We start from the raw sequence: 19,235 nt of genomic DNA, 5'->3' as shown, positions 1-19,235 counted from the left end.
GCGACAAGACCATGAAAAACGCCCTCAAGCCCACCGCCCTCGCCGCCGCGCTCGCGGCCGGCGCCATCGCCACGACACCCGCCTCGTTCGCCCAGCCGCAGGATGCGGGCACCGGCGTCGCCACCGAACAGCGTGCGGTCACGGCGTTTTCCGCGATCGAGCTGGCGGGGCCGTACCACGTCGTGATCGACGCCCAGGCGAAACCGTCGCTGGAACTGACGGGCGAACGCAAGCAGCTGGCCGAGATCGAGACCGTCGTGCGCGGCGATACGCTCGTCGTGCGGCCCGTGCAACGCAACGGCTTCTTCTTCAATTTCGGCAAGCGCCACGAGACGGTCACCGTGCGCATCGGCGCCGCGGCGCTCAAGCGCCTGACGGTGGCCGGCAGCGGCGACGTCGAGATCGACCGCATCGGCGGCGAGCGCTTCACGCTGGCCGGCAACGGCCCCGGCGACATCCACGCGAGCGGCGCCGTGCGCCAGCTGACCGTGACGTCCAGCGGCAGCGGCGACCTGGACCTGCACCGCCTGAAAGCGGCCGACGTCGACCTCGCGCTGAACGGGCCGGGCGACGTGCAGCTGTCCGATATCGGCAACACGCTGGCCGTGCAGCAGGCCGGCTCGGGCGACCTGAAAGCGGACGGCCTGCGCACGGCGAAGGTCACGGCGCGCATGCGCGGCCCGGGCGATATCAAGCTGTCGGGCACGAGCCGCGAACTGGACCTGGAGATGTCCGGCTCGGGCGACCTCGACGCCGCCGGTCTCAGGGCGGACAAGGCGACGGTGCGCGGACGCGGTCCGGGCGGCGTCACGCTGGCGACGGTCGGCGACACGCTGGACGCGGAGCTGAGCGGCTCCGGCGGCCTCACGGCGAACCTGGCGGCCAAGCGCCTGCTGCTGCGCATGCACGGTCCGGGCGACGCGCACATCGACGGCACCGTGGCGCAGGTCGATGCGCAGCTCGCGGGTTCGGGCAGCCTGGATGGACGCGGCCTGACGGCGGGCCACGCGGACATCGCCGTGCACGGACCGGGCACCGCCAGCGTCAACGTGAACGGCAACGAGCGCCCGGATGCGAAAACCGCCGGACGCGGCCAGCTGCTGCTCGTCGACCGCAGCGGGTCGCACACGTCCCGGTAACACAAGGAGCCGCATCATGTTGTCCGTGTTCGCCCGCCTGAAACACCGCCTCGCGCCGGCGCTCGGACCCGCCGTCCGCGTATGTCCGGACGGCTTCGCGACCCTCGGCACCGTCGTGCCCTGGGCCGACGTCAGCCGCGTGCTCGCCTACGCGGGTGCGGACGGCATCCGCATCGAAGTGCGCGCCGCGCATCTCGAGGACGCCGTCGTGCTGGCCGAGACGCAGCCCGGCTTCGACGCGTTCGTGCGCATGGCCGACCGCCGCCTGACGTTCCCGCTCGCGTGGTGGGAAGCGCTGCCGCGCACGCGCCGCGTCGTGCTGTTCGAGGCCGCGCTGCACGAAGTGCCGGCTTCCGAACTGCATCCCGCACCACGGTCCGCCCGCGGTTGATTGACCGGTCCTTGTGCTAATGTAGCGGCGCTGCCCACGACACGCCAAGGATTCCGATGACGTCCCCCCCGTCCGCCTCGCATCGCTCATCAGCGCGTTGGCGCTCGCCGGCCTCGCCCGCGCGCAGTCGGCCCTGCCGCAATATCCCGCCCTGCCCTCCGAGACCCCGGCCGAATTCACGGCGCCGAATGCCGGCTTCAATTACGTGAAGCGCACGGTGATGATCCCGATGCGCGACGGCACGAAGCTCAACACCATCATCATCGTGCCGAAAGGCGCGCAGAACGCGCCGATCCTGCTGACGCGCACGCCGTACGACGCGTCGAGCCTCGTGAGCCACGCGGACAGCTCGGACCTGGAGACGATCCTGACGGGCTACGACAACGCGGCCGACATCATCGCCGAGGAAGGCTATATCCGCGTCGTGCAGGACGTGCGCGGCAAGTACGGTTCCGAAGGCGACTACGTGATGAACCGCCCGCTGCACGGGCCGCTGAACCCCACGCCCGTCGACCATTCGACCGACACCTGGGACACGATCGAATGGCTGACGAAAAACGTCCCCGAGACGAACGGCCGCGTGGGCATCATCGGCATCTCGTACGACGGCTTCCTGCCGCTGATGGCGCTCGTGAATCCGCACCCGGCGCTGAAGGTCGCGGTGCCGATGAACCCGATGGTGGACGGCTGGATAGGCGACGACTGGTTCCACAACGGCGCCTTCCGCCAGGTCAATATGTCGTACATCCTCGAGCAGGTCGTCACGCGCGCCAACACGGCCAAGTGGCCGATCACGAACTACGACGACTACGACATGTATATGCGGGCCGGTTCGGCGGGCGCGCTGGGGCGCGAGCGGGGCCTGGAACAAAGCGGCTTCTGGAACAAGCTCGTCGCGCACCCGAGCTACGACGACTTCTGGCGGCTGCAGGCGATGGACAAGATCCTCGCCACGCAACCCGTCACCGTACCGACCTTGCTCGTGCACAGCCTGTGGGACGCGGAAGACATCTACGGCGCCATCGCCGTGTGGAAGGCGATCAAGCCGCACGATGCGGACAACCAGGTGTTCCTGTCGCTGGGCCCGTGGTCGCACGGTGGCGCCATCGGCGATGGCGCCACGCTCGGCACGCTGAAGTTCGGCACCGACACGGCGCTGCACTGGCGCCGGCACGTGCTGAAACCGTTCCTCGCGCGCTACCTGAAAGGCGACGCGTCCGTGCCCGCGATCCCCACCGTGACCGCGTTCGAGACGGGCACGAAAAAGTGGCGCAACCTGGCCGCGTGGCCTGCCGGTTGCGCCGCCGGCTGCGCCATCGAACCCGTCGCATTGCGCCTGGCCGCGGGCCAGAAGGCCGTGCTGGGCGGCGCGGCGGATGCGAAAGGCTATGACGAATACGTGTCCGATCCCGCGAAGCCGGTGCCCTTCCGCCAGCGCCCGATCCCGCCGTACGGCTACGACGAGGCCAAGGGCCAGACGTGGCCGCGCTGGCTCGCGGACGACCAGCGCGAGGCGTCCGGCCGCACGGACGTCGCGACCTTCGTGTCCGACGTGCTCACCGCGCCCGTGAAAATCAGCGGCGAGCCCGTCGCCCACCTCGTCGCCTCGACGAGCGGCACCGACTCGGACTGGGTCGTCAAGTTGATCGACGTGTATCCGGACCAGGTGGGATCGCAACCGGCCATGGGCGGCTACCAGCTGATGGTCGCCGGCGACATCTTCCGCGGCCGCTACCGCGAGGGCTTCGACAAGCCGAAGGCGCTGGCGCCGAACAAGGCATTGGCTTACCGCTTTGGCCTGCCGACCGCGAACCACGTGTTCCTGCCCGGCCACCGCATCATGGTACAGGTGCAGTCGAGCTGGTTCCCGCTGTACGACCGCAATCCGCAAACGTTCGTTCCCAACATCTTCTTCGCCCAGCCGGGCGACTACAAGAAGGCCACGCAGCGCATCTACCACAGCAGCTACGTCGAACTGCCGCTCGTCCGGGCCGCGCAATGACGATCGGGGTGCGTACCTGGCACGGCAGCTGCCATTGCGGCGCCGTGCGCTTCGCGGCCGACATCGACCTGGCGCGCGGTACGATCCGCTGCAACTGCGGCCTGTGCACGAAGCAGCGCAACTGGGCGGCGATCGTGCCCGCGTCCGCGTTCCGCCTGCTCGCTGGCGGCGGCACGCTCACCGAATACCGCTGCAACACGCGCACGGAACGCCACCTGTTCTGCGCGACGTGCGGCATCCGGCCGTTCGGCACAGGCACGTCGCCGCGCTGGGGAGAGTATGTCGCCGTCAGCGTGCATTGTCTCGACGACTTGCCGCTTGACGCACGCGCGGCGCTGCCCGTGACGTATCTGAACGGCCGCGACGACGACTGGGAACATCCCCCGGCCGACGTGCGCAACCTGTAGAATCATATTTTTTCGAAGAAATCCTTCCAGATACTTCGCTTTTTCAAGATCCGTCATTGCCCTATCCTTCGCCTTGACAACGGCCGCATTGGCCGCGATTCTTGTTATTGATGAGAGATACGACCATGAAACGGATTCTGCTATTCCTTGCCACCAACCTCGCCATCATGCTCGTGCTGGGCATCACGGCGAGCCTGCTCGGCGTCGACCGCTACCTCACGGCCAAAGGCCTGAACCTTTCCGCCCTGCTCGTCTTCGCCGGCCTGATGGGCTTCGACGGCGCCTTCATTTCGCTGTGGCTCTCGAAGCCGATCGCGAAATGGTCCACGGGTGCGCGCGTGATCGAACAACCGTCCACCCCCACCGAGCGCTGGCTGCTCGACACGGTCGCGAACCAGGCTGGCCGCGCCGGCATCCCGACGCCGGAAGTGGCCATCTACGAAGGCGCGCCCAACGCGTTCGCCACGGGTGCGACGAAGAACGCGTCGCTCGTCGCCGTGTCGACCGGCCTGCTCGCTTCGATGACGCATGAGGAAGTGGAGGCCGTGCTGGCGCACGAAGTGGCGCACGTGGCGAACGGCGACATGGTGACGCTCACGCTGATCCAGGGCGTCGTGAACACGTTCGTGATCTTCCTGGCCCGCGTCGTCGCGTATGCCGTCGACCAGTTCCTGCGCCGCGACGGCGAGGAGCGCGGCCCCGGCATCGCGTTCACGATCACGTCGGTCGTGTGCGACCTGCTGTTCGGCCTCGTGGCCAGCATCATCGTGGCGTGGTTCTCGCGCAAGCGCGAATACCGCGCCGACCGCGGCGCCGCGCGGATCCTGGGCACGCCGCGTCCGATGATCGCCGCGCTGCGGCGCCTGGGTGGCATGGAGCACGCGGACCTGCCGAAGAACCTGGCCGCGTCCGGCATCGCCGGCAACGGCGTGCTGGCCCTGTTCAGCAGCCACCCCTCATGCGAGGACCGCATCGCGGCCTTGCAGACGGCATGACGGACCGGCGCGCAACCCGGTTCGTGGCGCCGGCGCTGTTCGCGCTGGCGCTTGCCGTACTCCTGCAACACTTCCTCGGCGCGCTGGCCTGGGCCGGCCTGCTCGCCGTCATCACCTGGCCCGCGCACCTGCGCCTGCAGTCGCGCGGCTGGCCGCCCGCCGCCAGTGCCGCCTGCCTCGTCGGCCTGCTCATCCTCGGTTTCGTCGGCCCGTCGCTGCTGCTGGTGGATACGCTCGGCGGCGAGCTGGCCGGCGTGCAGCGCTTCCTTGCGCGCGCGAACGAGACGGGCGTGCCCGTGCCCGCGTGGCTCGCGCAGCTGCCCCTCGTCGCCGAACACGCCACCCGCTGGTGGAACGAACACCTTGCCTTGCCCGGCGGCCTGAATCGCCTCGTCGGCAGCGCGGCCGGCGACTTCGCCCCGCACCTGACGGGCGCCGCGCGCATCTGGGGCTCGACGATCCTCGCCAACGCGCTGTACCTGTTCCTCGCCCTGCTCACCTTGTTCGTGCTGTACCTGCACGGCCCGGCCGCCATCCGCCACGTCGACACCGCCGGCATGCGCGCGTTGCCGCGCCAGTACCCGATGCTGCGCCGCGTGTTCCCGCTGTCCGTGCGCGGCACGGCGCTGGGCCTCGTCTCCGTCGCCATCCTCGAAGGCTGCGTGCTCGGCGCCGCCTATGCCATCGCGGGCGCGCCGGCACCGGCGCTGCTGGCCGTCTTCACCGGCTATCTCGCCCTCGTACCGGGCGGCGCGCCGCTGTCGTTCACGCTCGTGTCGTTGCTGCTGCTGGGCCAGGGACATTCCGGCGCGGCACTGGGCCTGTTCTGCTGGGGCGCGTTCGAACTCTTCATGGTCGACAAATTCATCCGCCCGAAACTCATCGGCCGGCGCGTCAACCTGCCCTTCCTGGCCGTGCTGTTCGGCTTGCTCGGCGGCGTGTCGACCTTGGGCGTCATCGGCCTGTTCGCCGGGCCGTTCATGATGGCGATCCTGTTCGAGTGGCTGCGCGCGGACGATGCCGACTGTCGGATGACGCGGAAAGTGAAAACTGCGCCTAGTTAGTGAAAAACCAGTGTCACAGGTAGCGAAAAAATTGGTGACCTCGGGCCGTTCGTTGCAGCCTAAGCAACACTGCCGTACACTGGTCGAACTTCCGCTATCGGCCAGGAGCGGACGGTCGTTCTTAATCCAATGATCTAACCTTGACGGACGTCCCCTTGGAAACTCAAGAAAACGTGTGTTCGAGATTCGGCGTAATAGGCGAGGCGCCCGCTGCTGGTGAAAAGCTCGGGATAGCGCTTGCAACTGTTGGGAAGCTGCCGATTAACGGGTTACGCATTCGCCTCGACGGGACGTGCGGGTGGTTCATCTGGGCCGGAGGCGATGCCTCGACCGATCCCAACTTTTATCAGGCCCTTCATGTCGAACACATTGCCGACTTTCTGCCATCAGTAGTGCCGTACTTGTCACTGCCACCGGGCTACAGATTTCAAATCGCGGACGGATACGAGGACGTTTGGTTCGACTCGACACTGTTGTCTGAAAAGTGACCGTCCGCTTCGGGGCGGTTTCGGTCTGTCGTGACAGTCCGTGACTTTTTCGCGCTGGCAACCTGCTATGCTGGCCTCGACCGGCCGACAACGGCCAGAAGCGTTCAATCAGCCGAGTCAGGTTTCCCGCGCTAACATCGAGCTACGACCACATGCGCTTACATAGACTTTTCATCGCTGCGTTGATCGTGCCGGGGCTTTGTATCGCTGGCGGAACGTTGGAGACTGCCGTACTTGATCGCCTGATCGGACAAATGCCCGTCATCCGGGATCTCCTCAGCTCAAGCGTTAACCTGTCCGATTCTGCCTATGCTGAAGTTCGATTGGGACCGCATTTCAAGAGTCTTGGGGGAGCCCGGATTGGGCCATACGTGGTTCAAGCCACATCGAAGAGGGACGGCAGCGCACTTTTGGTTGTGCTATGTACGAAAGCACGATTCCTGAACCGCACTGGACAGGAATTGCCCGAGTCCCTAATCGAAGAAGCAGCTTCAATTGATGAGAAGCTGACTGGAGTGATGTTGCTCCAGGAATCCAATGCCTCAGCCGGCCAACCGCAATGTTAGAGGTTCATACCCAGACGTCAGCTCTGGGTCGAAAGCGGTTTCAGCCGAAAGGCCGGAACCGGCCCAGGCTGTGTGAAAACAAAAGGCAGAATATCGGGGCCGCGAGAAGCCGGTTTTAGCACGGGGCGAGAGCCCCAGTCACGCCAAACCTGCTTCTCAGCCTTCCAGGTAAGGTGGTCAAAATAATTGCCCGGAGTGGGCCATATCGCCGCAGAAAAAGGGCATACGCCCTGATCGCATCCATCATCGCGGCGATGCCGAGCAGTGCCATCAATCGCTTGAGGTTATAGGCAAGCACGTGCAGGCTCATCTCGGTCTTCACGCGTTCAAGGCCCTTCGTCAAGAAGTGCGTCGATCCCATCCACGCTTTGATCGTTCCGTATGGATGCTCGACCGTGGAGCGCCGAATTCGCATGGCGTCGGGGCTTTGTTCGAGACGCGTCTGCATATCGTCAAGTACGGTCTGGTGCTCCCATCGCGTTACACGTCTATTCGGGCTCGGCGTGCATTTTTCCTTGAGCGGGCACCCCTGGCAATTCGAGCTCCAGTACCGGTGGTTTGTCATGCCTTTCTCGACAGTCGCAAAACGCCAGATCAGTGCCTCACCTGCCGGACAACGGTACTCGTTCTTGTGCGGATCATAAATGAAGTCAGCCTTGTCGAATCGCCCGTCGGCCTTGGCGCCCGAGGTCTTCGTCGGTGGCACCAGGGCGAAGATTCCGGCCTCGTGACACGCAAGGATTTCCTCACCCTTGAAGTAACCACGGTCGGCAATCGCGGTCAGTATCGGTGTGCCGATGACTGTGCGCGCCTTCTTGGCCATCCCGGACAGTTGATCGCGATCGCTACCGTTGTTTGTCACGTCGTGTTCGACGATCAAATGATGCCGGGTGTCGACTGCGGTTTGGACGTTGTAGCCGACGATGCCGCTGCCCCGTGTCATCATCGAGCGAGCGTCCGGATCGGTCAGCGAAATCTGCGTTTCCCCTGTCTCTTCCAGCTTCGCTTCGATTTCGCGGAGCTTGGTCATCTGCTCCTTCAGCGACGCGATCTTGTCGTTGAGACGGACAGTTTTCGCTTGTATGGCAGCAGGTTCCTGCCGGTCGGCCGTGTCGAGCTCTGCCAGATAGCGAGTGATGTTGGCCTCGATCTCCTCCATCCTGCGCTTGAGCTTTGCGCCAGTGAAGTTGCGGTCGCTGCTGTTGACGGCCTTGAACTTGCTGCCGTCGATCGCGACCACCGCGTCCGAAAACAAATCCAGCTGCTGGCACAACACAACGAACTGGCGGCAGACATTGCGAATGGCCTTGCCGTTGTCCTTGCGGAAGTTCGCTATCGTCTTGAAGTCGGGCCTCAGGCGCTGTGTCAGCCACATCAATTCGACGTTACGCTGGGCTTCACGTTCGAGTCGCCGGCTCGACTGGATACGATTGAGATAGCCGTAAATGTAAAGCTTCAGAAGCACGGCCGGGTGGTAAGCGGGCCGCCCCGTTTTCGCAGGCTGCACACCTTTGAATCCAAGCCCGCCAAGGTCCAGCTCTTCAACGAAGACATCGACCACGCGTACCGGGTTGTCCTCGGCAACGTAGTCGTCCAAGAGCTCGGGCAGCAGCGTGCCCTGTCCTCGATTCTCGCCTTCGATAAAGCGCTTCATGTCGCATCCGTATTGATGAGATACTGACTCAACGTTTACTGGGCCGGTTCCGTTTACCTGGGCCTGCGTTTTTACACGGCCTGGGCCAGGAGCGGACCTTCAGAATTTATTCAAGGAATACCATGATTCAGATGGAAGAAATGCGTCAGCTACTCTGCCGCGCTTATCCAGGCTTACGCGACCGCGTTGTGGCTACTTCCGATGCTTGGATTGGTAACGATGGAGATTTCGTTGGGCATGTCTGGATGCTTCAGTTGACCGAGCTAGTACGGGAGCGCCTTACCAATGGCAATTATGAACACACCGAAGCACTTTTCTGCGTCGTCGAAAAGCTTATCGCAGAAGGTGACGATGACGTACGGACCGTGGTCTTAACCGGTTTGGTCGAGGGCCTACAACATCAACATGATGTTGAACCGAAGCTATGGCAACCGTTCTTGGGAAGGCTGGCAAAAGCACACTGCGATGCTATGGATGAGTTTCACGGTATCAAATTGTAGGTCCGCTTCGGGTCGGGAGCCGCCCGTCGTGACAGACCGAGAGTTTGCCAGCTCGGCAACCTGCTATGCTGGCTCGACCGTCCGCAACCGGCCACAAGCGGACAGTCCTCTAGCGATACTTTTACAGAAAATGGACGTTTCGACATGAATCAGGAAATCGTAACGATACTTAGCTCAACGCCATCGCCAAAGCAGCTTGCACAATCCATTGACTCGCTCCGACGATTCGACGAAAGCGAACTGTTCGATACACTGTTTTGCCTGGGTACACGCCCGCAAGGGAACGGACTTCCCGTTGCATATGCCGCTTTCGCTCTGCAAGCCCTTAACCCGAAATGTACGATCACCCCCATACAGGCCTTGAAGGCAATGCTTCCAGGTTGGGATGTAAGTATCGAGGAAATCGTTTTTTATTTAATGCAGCAATTTGGTATCGAGGCCATGCGTTCGGCTAAGCATGAAATCGAACGGACTTCTCAGCTTGCAGAGATTGAGAAAAAGCGTTTGGAAACGATCAGGTATTGGGGGAGCATCTGGCTTACAAAGGGCCATGCTCCTTGATTTCGAATGCGTCAGGTCATCAAGCACACTGTCCGTGTACGTCAGCTTTGGGTCGAAAGCGGCCTGTCGACGCCTTGGCCGGTCGTGACAGAAATTTCATTTTCTGCGTCATCCTTGCCGAGTTTTTTCAGGTTCTCTGTCAGGCTTCGCAGTCGGCGTGACGCAGATCGTGAAAAATCCCTTTGTGGCCAACACCCTGCTTTTCACTTACCGCGTCAAACGAGACCGACAATACCGCAATTAATACCAATTTACCTCCCCCCCGCTCGCTCTACAGCAAGGGAGAACGAGACCAGTTTGCGATCATGCGGGCAGCGAGACAATACCAATTAAATACCTGTTGACAAGCCTATCCGTGCTGCCTATAGTGCCCTGACCTTTCCGGCACAGCACTTCAATATGATCGACTATCTCATCGGCGTCGACGGCGGCGGCACCGGCACTCGCGTGCGCATCGCGCGGTTCGCGCCAAGCGGCGCCACGGAACTGGCCCAGGGCGCCAGCGGCCCGTCCGGCCTGGGCTTGGGGCTGGCCCGCGCCTGGGCTTCCGTCCAGGAAGCCGTCGGCCAGGCATTCGTGAATGCCGGCATCGCGCAACCGCCGCTGGACCGCATGGCCATCGGCCTGGGCCTTGCCGGCGTGCACAACCGCCAGTGGGCGCAGGAGTTCGAGAAAGCGGATCCCGGTTACGCCGCGCTGCGTCTCGAAACGGACGCGTTCACGACCTTGATGGGCGCGCACGGCGGCCAACCCGGCGCCATCGTCGCCATCGGCACGGGCAGCGTCGGCGAAGTGCTGCTGCCCGACGGCACGCGGCGCGAAGTGGGCGGCTGGGGCTTCCCCGCCGGCGACGAAGCGAGCGGCGGCTGGATCGGCCTCGCCGCCATCAACCACATCGAACAAGTGCTGGACGGGCGCCGTCCGGCCAGCGCCTTCGCCCACGCCCTGATCGACGCGTGCGGCGGCGACCGCGCCGCCATCCAGGTCTGGCTCGGCCAGGCCACGCAGACGGCGTATGCGTCGCTGGCACCGCTCGTGCTCGACCATGCGGACGACCCGGCCGCGCGCGCCATCCTGACGAAAGCCGGCATCGAGGTCGCCGCCATCGCCCGCGCGCTCGACCCGGACGAACGGCTCCCGCTCGCGCTGTGCGGCGGCTTAGGTAGAGCCCTGCGCGACTGGCTGCCGCCCGCGCTCGCGGCCCGTGCCCGCACGCCCGAAGGCGATTCCGCACGCGGCGCGTTAAGAATGATCGAGCTGCACCTCGCGGCATGAAAGGATTCCCATGCAAGGCAATATCCTGACCCCGGACGGCTGGATCCGCGGCCGCCTCCAGATCGAGGACGGCGCCACGACGATCGCCGCCATCGAAGGCGAATCCGTCGATCCGGCATCCAACGGCGACGACTACATCCTGCCCGGCTTCATCGACCTGCACGTGCACGGCGGCGCGGGACGCGACATGATGGAAGGCGGCGACGCCCCGCACGTGATCGCGCGCCTGCACGCGAGACACGGCACGACGAGCCTGCTGGCCACGACGATGACCGCGCCGCTGGACGACATCGACCGCGCGTTGTCCGCCATCGGCACCGCCTGCGAACAGCGTGGCAGGAACGAGGCGCGCATCCTCGGCGTGCACCTGGAAGGCCCGTACATCAACTCGGGCAAGCTCGGTGCGCAGCCGCCGTTCGCACGGGAAGCGACGATGGAAGAAGTCGAGCGTTTCCATGCGCTGGCGCCGATGCGCCTGATCACCGTGGCCCCCGAGATCGACGGCCACCTCGCCCTCGTGCGCCAGATGGCGGACGCCGGCATCCGCGTGCAGATCGGCCACACGAACGGCAACTACGACGACGGCGTGCGCGCGCTGGAACACGGCGCGGCCGGTTTCACGCACCTGTTCAACGCGATGCCGGGCCTGCACCACCGCGACCCCGGCATGGTCGGCGCGGCGCTCGCGCATGCGCAGTACGCCGAAATCATCCCCGACCTGCTGCACGTGCACCCGGGTGCCATCCGCACCGCGCTGCGCTGCATCCCGCACTTGTACTGCGTGACCGATTCCACGGCCGCCGCCGGCATGCCGGACGGCCAGTACATGCTGGGCCGCCAGGTCGTCCACAAATGCATGGGCGGCGTGCGCCTCGCGGACGGCACCCTGGCCGGCAGCACCTTGACGATGGACCAGGCGCTACGCAATCTGGTATCCATCGGCCTCGATCTCGCGGACGCCGCGCGCCGCGTATCGACGAACGCCGCCGACTACCTGGGCGAGACGCGCCGCGGCCGCATCGCGCCGGGCTGCTTCGCCGACCTGGTCGTCCTCGACCGCAACCTGAATCTGAAAACCGTTTATATCGAAGGAGAAGCGTGTGACCTCGTTGATGCTTGAAGAAGCCGTATCCGCGGCCGACTGCGTCGCCCTGCAGTTGTCGAATGACGCCGACCACTATGCCGCTCTGGGCCATCACCTGCGCAGCGCCTCCTTCCACAACGCGGTGACGGTGGCGCGCGGCAGTTCGGACCACGCGTCCGGCTACCTCGCCTACCTGATCATGGCGCGCATGGGCCGCCTCGTGACGTCGCTGCCGATGTCGCTCCTCACCTTGTACAAGGCGCCGCTGCAGGCCGCCGACCTGCTTGCCGTATCGATCTCGCAGTCGGGCCAGAGCCCGGACGTCGTCGAGCCGATCCGCTACTTCCGCGCCGGCGGCGCGACGACGGTGGCCCTCGTGAACGACATCGATTCGCCGCTCGCCCACGAGGCGGAATGGGCGCTGCCGCTGCGCGCCGGCAAGGAGCAAAGCGTGGCCGCGACGAAGAGCTTCATCACGAGCCTGACGGCCGGCGCGCGCCTCGTGGCCGAGTGGCAGCAGGACGACGAACTGAAAGCCGGCCTCGCAGCGCTGCCGGACGCACTGCGCCAGGCCGCGCGGACCGACTGGTCGGCCGCCCTGGAGGTATTGGCGCCGGCCCGCAACATCATGGTCGTGGGCCGCGGCATCAGCTTCCCCATCGCGCTGGAAGCGGCGCTGAAATTCAAGGAGACGTCCGCGCTGCAGGCCGAGGCGTTCTCCGGCGCCGAGATCAAGCACGGGCCGATGGCGCTGATCGACGACGGCTATCCGCTCTTGATCTTCGCCACGCGCGGGCCCGCGCAGGCGGGCCTCGTCGCGCTGGCCGACGAGATGCGCGGCCGCGGCGCGCGCGTGCTGCTCGCGGCCCCGACGGATGTGCCGTCGCGCGACCTCGACCTGCCCGTCGCGACCTGCCCGGACCTCGACCCGATCGTCGCGATCAACGCGTTCTACGTGATGGCCGCGCACCTGTCGAAAGCCCGCGGACTCGATCCGGACAAGCCGCGCCACTTAAATAAAGTAACGAAGACTCACTGATGCACACGAACGATTTGCGCCAACTGGCCGGCCGGCTGATCATGATCCGGCTGTTCGGCACCGAGCTCGATGCGGAGACTGCCGATTTCATCCGCGCCAACCGCATCCGTGGCGCGTGCCTGTTCCGCCAGAACATGACGGACGCCGCGCAGCTGACGCGTTTTACAGAGAACCTGCGCACAGCGATGGGCGACGAGGCGCTGATCGCGCTCGACCAGGAAGGCGGCGCCGTCGTGCGCGCGCTGTGGGTGCCGCCGCCGCCGTCCGCGATGGCGCTCGGCGCGGCCGGCGACGCCACGCTTGCGCGCGACGTGGGCGCGGCCGTGGCGCGGGCGATCCGCGCGCTGGGCTTCAACTGGAACTTCGCGCCCGTGCTCGACCTGAACAACAATCCGCAGAACCCGGTCATCGCCGAGCGCTCGTTCGGCGCCGACCCGGACCGGGCGACGACGCTGGCGCTCGCGTGGATGGCGGGCAGCGAAAGCGAAGGCGTGGCCTGCTGCGTCAAGCACTTTCCCGGCCACGGCGACACGCACGTCGACTCGCACCGCGACCTGCCCACGGTCGACAAACCCTTATCGGAACTGGAGCGCTTCGAATTCGCGCCGTTCCGCACGGCCGCACCGCACGCGCCGGCCGTGATGACGGCGCATATCGTTTATCCGTCCCTCGACGCGGACCATCCGGCCACGATGTCGCGCGCGATCCTGCACGATCTGCTGCGCACGCAATGGAACTACCAAGGCGTGATCATCACGGACGGCATGGACATGCACGCGATCGCGCACCGCTACGCCGCGGGCGAGGCCGCCGTCAACGCGCTGCTGGCCGGCGCCGACATGGTGATGGCGATCGGCAGCCGCGCCACGCAGCAAGAGACGATCGATGCCATCGCGGCCGCCATCGCCGACGGCCGCCTGCCACTGGATGAAGTGCACGCGCGCCTGGCCCGCCTCGACGACCTCGCGCGCGCGCATCCCGCAGGCGGGATGCCGTACGCGACGGAAGACGCGGACCGCGCGCTGATGGCCGACGCGTGGCGCCGGGCCCTCACGGCACGCGGCACGCCGCGCCGTCCCGCGCCAGGCGCCAGGGTTCGCCTCGTCGCGCGCCAGGACGTCGTAAGCGACGGCGTCTCGGAAGCGGGCGTGCCCGCCGGCGTCATCGCGGCGATGCTGCGGCAGCTGTTCGACGTCGACCTCGTCACGTTCGCGGATGCGGAAGCCTTCGACTGGTCGACGTTGCCGGACGACGGCCGCTTCACGACCCTCGCATCGACCTCGCGCCGCCGCTACGGCCCGCACGCCCGCGCCACGTGGACGCCGGACCTGCACCTCGCGCTGTGGAATCCGTACCAGGCGCTCGACTTCGCGGCGCCCGCCCTCATGACGTATGGCTTCGCGCCACCCGCGCTGGACGCCGTGCGGGCCTGGCTGGAGGGCAGCGTCGACGCGCAAGGACGCTGCCCCGTGCCCGGCTTTTGACGCTATTGGGTAACCCATTGTAACGACGGGTCCCGGCGTCGCACGGCTGGGGCACAATTGCCACGCCCGTCAGTAGTTTGTGGGACAATGCACGCTTTGTCCGAGATCGGCACCCCGCACCGTCGCCGTATGTCTTTGGCAGCCACTGTTCGGTGCAACTTTATCGTCATTAAGAGAGGATTTTTCAATGTCCCAATTCCGTATTGCCCGCCTTGCCCTGATGCTGGCCGCCCTCGGCCTGAACGCCGCGCCGGTCCTGATGCACAGCGCATCGGCCCAGGACAAGAACGCGCCGGCCGCCGCACCGAAGCCGGACACGGTCCGCCCGGAACTGTACAAGCTGCTCGACCCGGCCCAGATCAAGCCGCTGATGGACGCGAAGAACTACACCGAGGTGCAGAACCGCATCACGCAGGCGGAAGCGTTCGCGGACAAGACCCCGTACGAAACCTATGTGCTGAACCGCATGAAGTTGTCGCTGGGCACCTCGACCGGCAACGACAAGATGGCGACGGAAGCGCTGGAGGCGATCCTGGCATCGGGCAAGCTGCCGGAAGCGGACAAGCCGAACTTCCAGCAGGCGCTCGCGACCTACTACTACAACGGCAAGAACTATCCGAAGGCGATCGAGCTGTACAAGCAGATCCAGGCCAGCGGCAAGGCCTCGGACCAGGTCAACTCGGCGCTGATCCGCTCGTACTACCTGAGCGGCGACTTCGCCTCGGCGCTGAAGGCCCAGGAGCCGGTGCTGGCGGCTGCCGAACAAGCCGGCAAGACCCCGTCGCAGGAAGACCTGCGCCTGTACGCGTCGGCCGCGAACAAGGTCAAGGATGACGCCGCCTACCTGCGCGGCCTGGAAAAACTGGCCGCCTACTACCCGAGCGACGATTTCTGGACCGACCTGATCCACCGCGGCATCGTGCGCAAGCCGGGCTTCAACGACGCCAGCATCCCTGACGTGCTGCGCCTGGAATTCGCGGCCGTCAAGCAGATGTCCGGGGATGCCTACACGGAACTGGCCGAACTGGCGCTGAAGGACGGCTTCCCGACCGAAGCCAAGAAGGTCGTCGACGCCGGCTTCGCCGCCGGCGTGCTGGGCACGGGCAGCGGCGCCGCCAAGGACCGCCAGCTGCGCGACCGCGCCACCAAGGAAGCCGCCAGCGATGCCAAGAACATCGCCGCGGGCGAAGCGGGCGCGGCCAAGGCCAAGACCGGCGCCGGCCTCGTCAACCTGGGCTGGGCTTACGTGACGATGGACCAGTACGACAAGGGCATCGGCTTCATCCAGCAGGGTATCGCCAAGGGCGGCCTGAAATCGCCGGACGAAGCCAAGCTGCGCCTGGGCATGGCCTATGCCAAAGCCGGCCAGAAGGACAAAGCCATCGAGACCTTCCAGGAAGTGAAAGCCGGCGGCGGCCTGTCGGACACGGCCAAGTACTGGATCCTGCTCCTGAACCACCCGAGCGGCGCGACGGCGGCCAAGTAATTCCACCGGGGCTTTCCCCCAAAAGACAAGGCGGCGCGGGCTACGGTTCGCGCCGCTTTTTTTCGTCTGTGTGAATTAGCGTACCGGCAGGGCCAACCCGGCGGCAGATAATCGCCGGAACACCCCACGAAAGGCCGGCCATGATCACCGTACGCAAGGGCCAGGCGCCCGCGAAGTTGAGCCGCGACGAATTCCATCTCGTGTTCGCGCGCGACTTCTACGATCCCGCCTACCAGGCCGTTGCCGCGGAACTGGCGGCCGTGGAGGAAGTCGCGTGGAAGGCGTACGTCGATTCGCACAAGGCGCCGGTCACCGTCAAGGCGGGGCCCGGCTTTGCGGATCCCGACTACGACCTGTCCATCGAATGGAAGGAGACGCGCGACCGCCTGCTCGCGGCCGAAGCGCGCCAGAAAGATCCGGCGACGCCGAGCCGCATCCTCTTGATCAATGGCGCGGCCCGCAACGACGGCAGCTGCCCGGGCGAGATCTCGAAGACGTGGCGCCTCGCCAAGCTGTGCGAGGAAACGCTCGCGGCCGAGGGCGTGGAGACGGACCTGCTCGACCTGTCGCGCATCATCTCCGACTACGACCGCCACATCCACCCGTGCAAGGCCTGCGTGTCGACGGCGATGCCGCTGTGCCACTGGCCCTGCAGCTGCTACCCGAACCATTCGCTGAACCAGGAAAACGACTGGATGAACGAGATCTACGAGCGCTGGGTGGCGGCCCACGGGATCATCATCTGCACGCCCGTCTACTGGTACCAGTCGCCGTCGATCTTGAAACTGATGATCGACCGTCTCGTATGCGCGGACGGGGGCAATCCCGATCCCAGCTCCACGCACGGCAAGAAGGCGGAAGAAGCCAAGGCGCTGGAAAAGGATTGGACGTACCCGAAACACCTGGCCGGGAGAATCTACGGCGTGGCCGTGCACGGCGACGTGGCCGGCATCGAAGGGACGCGGCGCTCGCTGTCCGACTGGCTCGACTGGATGGGCCTGATCGACGCGGGTCCCATCGCCCAGCTCGACCGCTACGTCGGCTATTACGATTCGTATGCGGACAGCCACGCGACGCTGGACAAGGACACCGCCTTCCAGGACGAGGTGCGCAATGTGGCGCGCGCGGTGTCCGCGGCCGTCGCCGCGGTGCGTTCGGGCAAGCTGCTGCAGCCGGACCGGAAGGTCACCAATCCCCGGCCGAAGTAGCAGGCGGTCTTTTTTTGGTATTATCGCGGGATCGTACCCGTCGAAGCCCGCCGCAATGTCCCACCTCGCGCAGTTGATGCACCAGCTATCCGCCACCAGCAACCTGCCGCTCTACCAGCAATTGCAGCGCGCCCTGCGCGAAGCGATCGACCGCGGCGTCTACGGTCCGGCGGAAGCCCTGCCGGCCGAGCGCCAGCTGGCGGCCGAACTGGACATCTCGCGCATCACCGTGCGCAAGGCGATCGACGGTCTCGTCGACGAAGGCTTGCTCGTGCGCCGCGCGGGGTCGGGCAATTTCATCAACACCCGCATCGAAAAGAATTTCGCCAAGCTGACGTCGTTCTCGGAAGACATGCGCTCGCGCGGCCGCACGCCGCGCAGCGTCTGGCTCAAGCGTTCGGAAGGCACCGTCACGCCGGAAGAAGCGCTGCGCCTGCGCCTGTCGCCGGGCGCCGCCGTGTACCGTTTCAACCGCATCCGCTACGCCGACGACATGCCGATGTGCCTGGAATACGCGACGATCGCGGCCTCCGCCCTGCCCTCGCTGGACGCGGTGGACGTGTCGATGTACGAAGCGCTGGAAGCCAACGGCAAGCGCCCCGTGCGCGCGCTGCAGCGCCTGTCCGCCCTGCTGCTGAACGCCGAGCAGGCGAAGCTGCTGCAATCGAAGGAAGGCGATGCGGGACTGTGCGTGGAACGGCTGGGCTTTTTGCCGGATGGGCAGGCGGTGGAATTCTGCCGCTCCTACTTCCGCGGCGACATGTACGACTTCGTGGCCGAGCTGAGCGCCGGCTGATGCAACTTACTCAAAGAACAATGCCATGACCAACCTGACCTACGAAGCCTATCTGGACGAAGTCGCCACCTTGCTGACCGAACTCTACGACCTCGACGACGCCACCGCCATCAAGCTCGTCGTCGACGCGCAAGCCGCCGAGTATTTTTCGCCGCATGACGACCATCCGGACATGCGCACGCTCACGCGCGCCCGCGAGGATGCCGTGGCGTTATACAAGGCGCGGCAGGCGCGGGTGGGCACGCAAGCGAAGCAACAGCGCGCCACCCACAAGAAACGGGGGTGATACGCGCCGTCAGATCGCCGTCAGGCCGCCGTCGATGGCGAGCTGATGACCTGTGACGAACGACGCCTGCTCCGAACACAGCCACAGCGCCGCATTGGCGATCTCGGACGGATCGGCGATCCGGCCCATCGGATGCGCCGCTTTCAGCTTCTTGTCGCGCCCGGGCTCGCGCTCGAGCATGCGGACCAGCATCGGCGTCTTGACGGCGCCCGGGCAGATGCTGTTGATGCGGATGTCATCCTTGGCGTATTCCACGGCCGCGCTCTTGGTCAGGCCGACGACCGCGTGCTTGGACGCCGAATAGATGGCGCGGTGCGGTGCCGCCACGAGGCCGCCGGCGTCCGCGATGTTGACGATCACGCCACCGCCTTCCTGCTTGAGCATCTGGCGCAGCTGGCTCTTCATGCACAGCCAGACGCCCTTGACGTTGACGCTCATGATGCGGTCGAACTGCTCGTCCTCGCCCTCGGCCAGCGGCAGGTATTCTTCCTCGACGGCGGCACCGTTGACGGCGCAGTCGATGCGGCCGTAGTGGCCGACCGCCTTGTCGATCAACGCTTCCACGTCTTCCGCGACCGTGACATTCGCTTTCACGAACAGCGCCTTGCCGCCCGCTTCGACGATCAAGGCCGCCGTCATGTGGCCGCCGTCGACCGACGTGTCGGCAATGACGACGCAGGCGCCCGCGCGCCCGAACGCCAGCGCCGTCGCGCGGCCGATGCCGCTCGCGCCTCCGGTTACCAGCACAACCTTGCCTGCATACGAAATGCCGTTCGGTGTCTGCTTGGTCATGCCCTTCATCATGCTTCC

The 19,235-nt window shown here is 65.6% G+C and carries 18 protein-coding genes and 1 pseudogene; 17 read left to right on the top strand and 2 right to left on the bottom strand.

Annotation, left to right across the window (positions count from 1 at the left end):
• Positions 1 to 11 precede the first annotated feature (11 nt).
• The 7 genes from BVG12_RS27325 (at position 12) to BVG12_RS27295 (ending at position 6,486) form a co-directional block, all read left to right on the top strand.
• The gene (locus tag BVG12_RS27325; RefSeq protein WP_075795147.1) at positions 12 to 1,139 is read left to right on the top strand and encodes a GIN domain-containing protein; all 1,128 of its coding nucleotides are present in this window, start codon (positions 12 to 14) and stop codon (positions 1,137 to 1,139) included.
• Positions 1,140 to 1,155: 16 nt separating this feature from the next.
• Complete coding sequence (locus BVG12_RS27320; RefSeq protein WP_075795146.1) at positions 1,156 to 1,530, top strand: hypothetical protein; 375 nt, start codon at positions 1,156 to 1,158, stop codon at positions 1,528 to 1,530.
• Positions 1,531 to 1,627: 97 nt separating this feature from the next.
• Entirely contained in the window at positions 1,628 to 3,532 is a 1,905-nt protein-coding gene (locus BVG12_RS27315) for a CocE/NonD family hydrolase (RefSeq protein ID WP_229503730.1), read from the top strand.
• Between the two features lie 8 nt (positions 3,533 to 3,540).
• On the top strand, positions 3,541 to 3,939 hold the full coding sequence (locus BVG12_RS27310; RefSeq protein WP_229503729.1) for a GFA family protein: 399 nt from the start codon (positions 3,541 to 3,543) through the stop codon (positions 3,937 to 3,939).
• 125 nt (positions 3,940 to 4,064) lie between these two features.
• On the top strand, positions 4,065 to 4,934 hold the full coding sequence (gene htpX, locus BVG12_RS27305) for a protease HtpX (RefSeq protein WP_075795143.1): 870 nt from the start codon (positions 4,065 to 4,067) through the stop codon (positions 4,932 to 4,934).
• Positions 4,931 to 5,998 carry an AI-2E family transporter gene (locus BVG12_RS27300; RefSeq protein WP_075795142.1) on the top strand — a complete coding sequence of 356 codons (1,068 nt, stop codon included), beginning with the start codon at positions 4,931 to 4,933 and terminating at the stop codon, positions 5,996 to 5,998. The genes htpX and BVG12_RS27300 overlap by 4 nt, the downstream gene beginning before the upstream one ends.
• Positions 5,999 to 6,153: 155 nt before the next feature.
• Positions 6,154 to 6,486, top strand: coding sequence for an immunity protein Imm33 domain-containing protein (locus BVG12_RS27295; protein WP_075796590.1), 333 nt, complete (start codon positions 6,154 to 6,156; stop codon positions 6,484 to 6,486).
• Between the two features lie 792 nt (positions 6,487 to 7,278).
• Here the strand turns inward: BVG12_RS27295 and BVG12_RS27290 are convergent.
• Positions 7,279 to 8,706 (bottom strand): annotated as a pseudogene (locus BVG12_RS27290) (IS1182 family transposase); the annotation flags it as partial.
• Positions 8,707 to 8,828: 122 nt separating this feature from the next.
• Here BVG12_RS27290 and BVG12_RS27285 point away from each other — a divergent pair.
• From BVG12_RS27285 to BVG12_RS27240, 10 genes are all read left to right on the top strand, one after another.
• Positions 8,829 to 9,206, top strand: coding sequence for a DUF7674 family protein (locus BVG12_RS27285; RefSeq protein ID WP_075795141.1), 378 nt, complete (start codon positions 8,829 to 8,831; stop codon positions 9,204 to 9,206).
• 144 nt (positions 9,207 to 9,350) lie between these two features.
• Positions 9,351 to 9,767: a hypothetical protein gene (locus BVG12_RS27280; RefSeq protein WP_075795140.1), complete on the top strand. Its 417-nt coding sequence runs from the start codon at positions 9,351 to 9,353 to the stop codon at positions 9,765 to 9,767.
• 399 nt (positions 9,768 to 10,166) lie between these two features.
• Positions 10,167 to 11,042, top strand: coding sequence for a glucosamine kinase nucleotide-binding domain-containing protein (locus BVG12_RS27275; RefSeq protein WP_075795139.1), 876 nt, complete (start codon positions 10,167 to 10,169; stop codon positions 11,040 to 11,042).
• Between the two features lie 10 nt (positions 11,043 to 11,052).
• Positions 11,053 to 12,162, top strand: coding sequence for an N-acetylglucosamine-6-phosphate deacetylase (gene nagA / locus BVG12_RS27270; protein WP_075795138.1), 1,110 nt, complete (start codon positions 11,053 to 11,055; stop codon positions 12,160 to 12,162).
• Entirely contained in the window at positions 12,155 to 13,165 is a 1,011-nt protein-coding gene (locus BVG12_RS27265) for an SIS domain-containing protein (protein ID WP_179966298.1), read from the top strand. Before nagA ends, BVG12_RS27265 begins: the two co-directional genes overlap by 8 nt.
• Positions 13,165 to 14,649, top strand: a complete 1,485-nt coding sequence (gene nagZ / locus BVG12_RS27260) for a beta-N-acetylhexosaminidase (RefSeq protein ID WP_075795137.1) — start codon at positions 13,165 to 13,167, stop codon at positions 14,647 to 14,649. The genes BVG12_RS27265 and nagZ overlap by 1 nt, the downstream gene beginning before the upstream one ends.
• A gap of 187 nt (positions 14,650 to 14,836) precedes the next feature.
• Positions 14,837 to 16,135, top strand: coding sequence for a tetratricopeptide repeat protein (locus BVG12_RS27255; protein WP_075795136.1), 1,299 nt, complete (start codon positions 14,837 to 14,839; stop codon positions 16,133 to 16,135).
• Between the two features lie 140 nt (positions 16,136 to 16,275).
• Complete coding sequence (locus BVG12_RS27250) at positions 16,276 to 17,343, top strand: flavodoxin family protein (protein ID WP_075795135.1); 1,068 nt, start codon at positions 16,276 to 16,278, stop codon at positions 17,341 to 17,343.
• A gap of 55 nt (positions 17,344 to 17,398) precedes the next feature.
• Positions 17,399 to 18,139 (top strand): GntR family transcriptional regulator, encoded by a 741-nt coding sequence (locus BVG12_RS27245; RefSeq protein ID WP_075795134.1) that lies wholly within the window; start codon positions 17,399 to 17,401, stop codon positions 18,137 to 18,139.
• 25 nt (positions 18,140 to 18,164) lie between these two features.
• Positions 18,165 to 18,425 carry a hypothetical protein gene (locus BVG12_RS27240; RefSeq protein WP_370662817.1) on the top strand — a complete coding sequence of 87 codons (261 nt, stop codon included), beginning with the start codon at positions 18,165 to 18,167 and terminating at the stop codon, positions 18,423 to 18,425.
• A gap of 9 nt (positions 18,426 to 18,434) precedes the next feature.
• Here BVG12_RS27240 and BVG12_RS27235 read toward each other — a convergent pair whose 3' ends face one another.
• Positions 18,435 to 19,217, bottom strand: coding sequence for an SDR family oxidoreductase (locus BVG12_RS27235; protein WP_075796587.1), 783 nt, complete (start codon positions 19,215 to 19,217; stop codon positions 18,435 to 18,437).
• Positions 19,218 to 19,235: the final 18 nt, after the last annotated feature.

The sequence above is a fragment of the Massilia putida genome (genome assembly GCF_001941825.1).
In the GTDB taxonomy this organism is placed as follows: Bacteria; Pseudomonadota; Gammaproteobacteria; order Burkholderiales; family Burkholderiaceae_D; genus Telluria; species Telluria putida.
The sequence above is the reverse complement of the archived record's forward strand: the minus strand, read 5'-3'. Positions and strand labels throughout refer to the sequence as shown.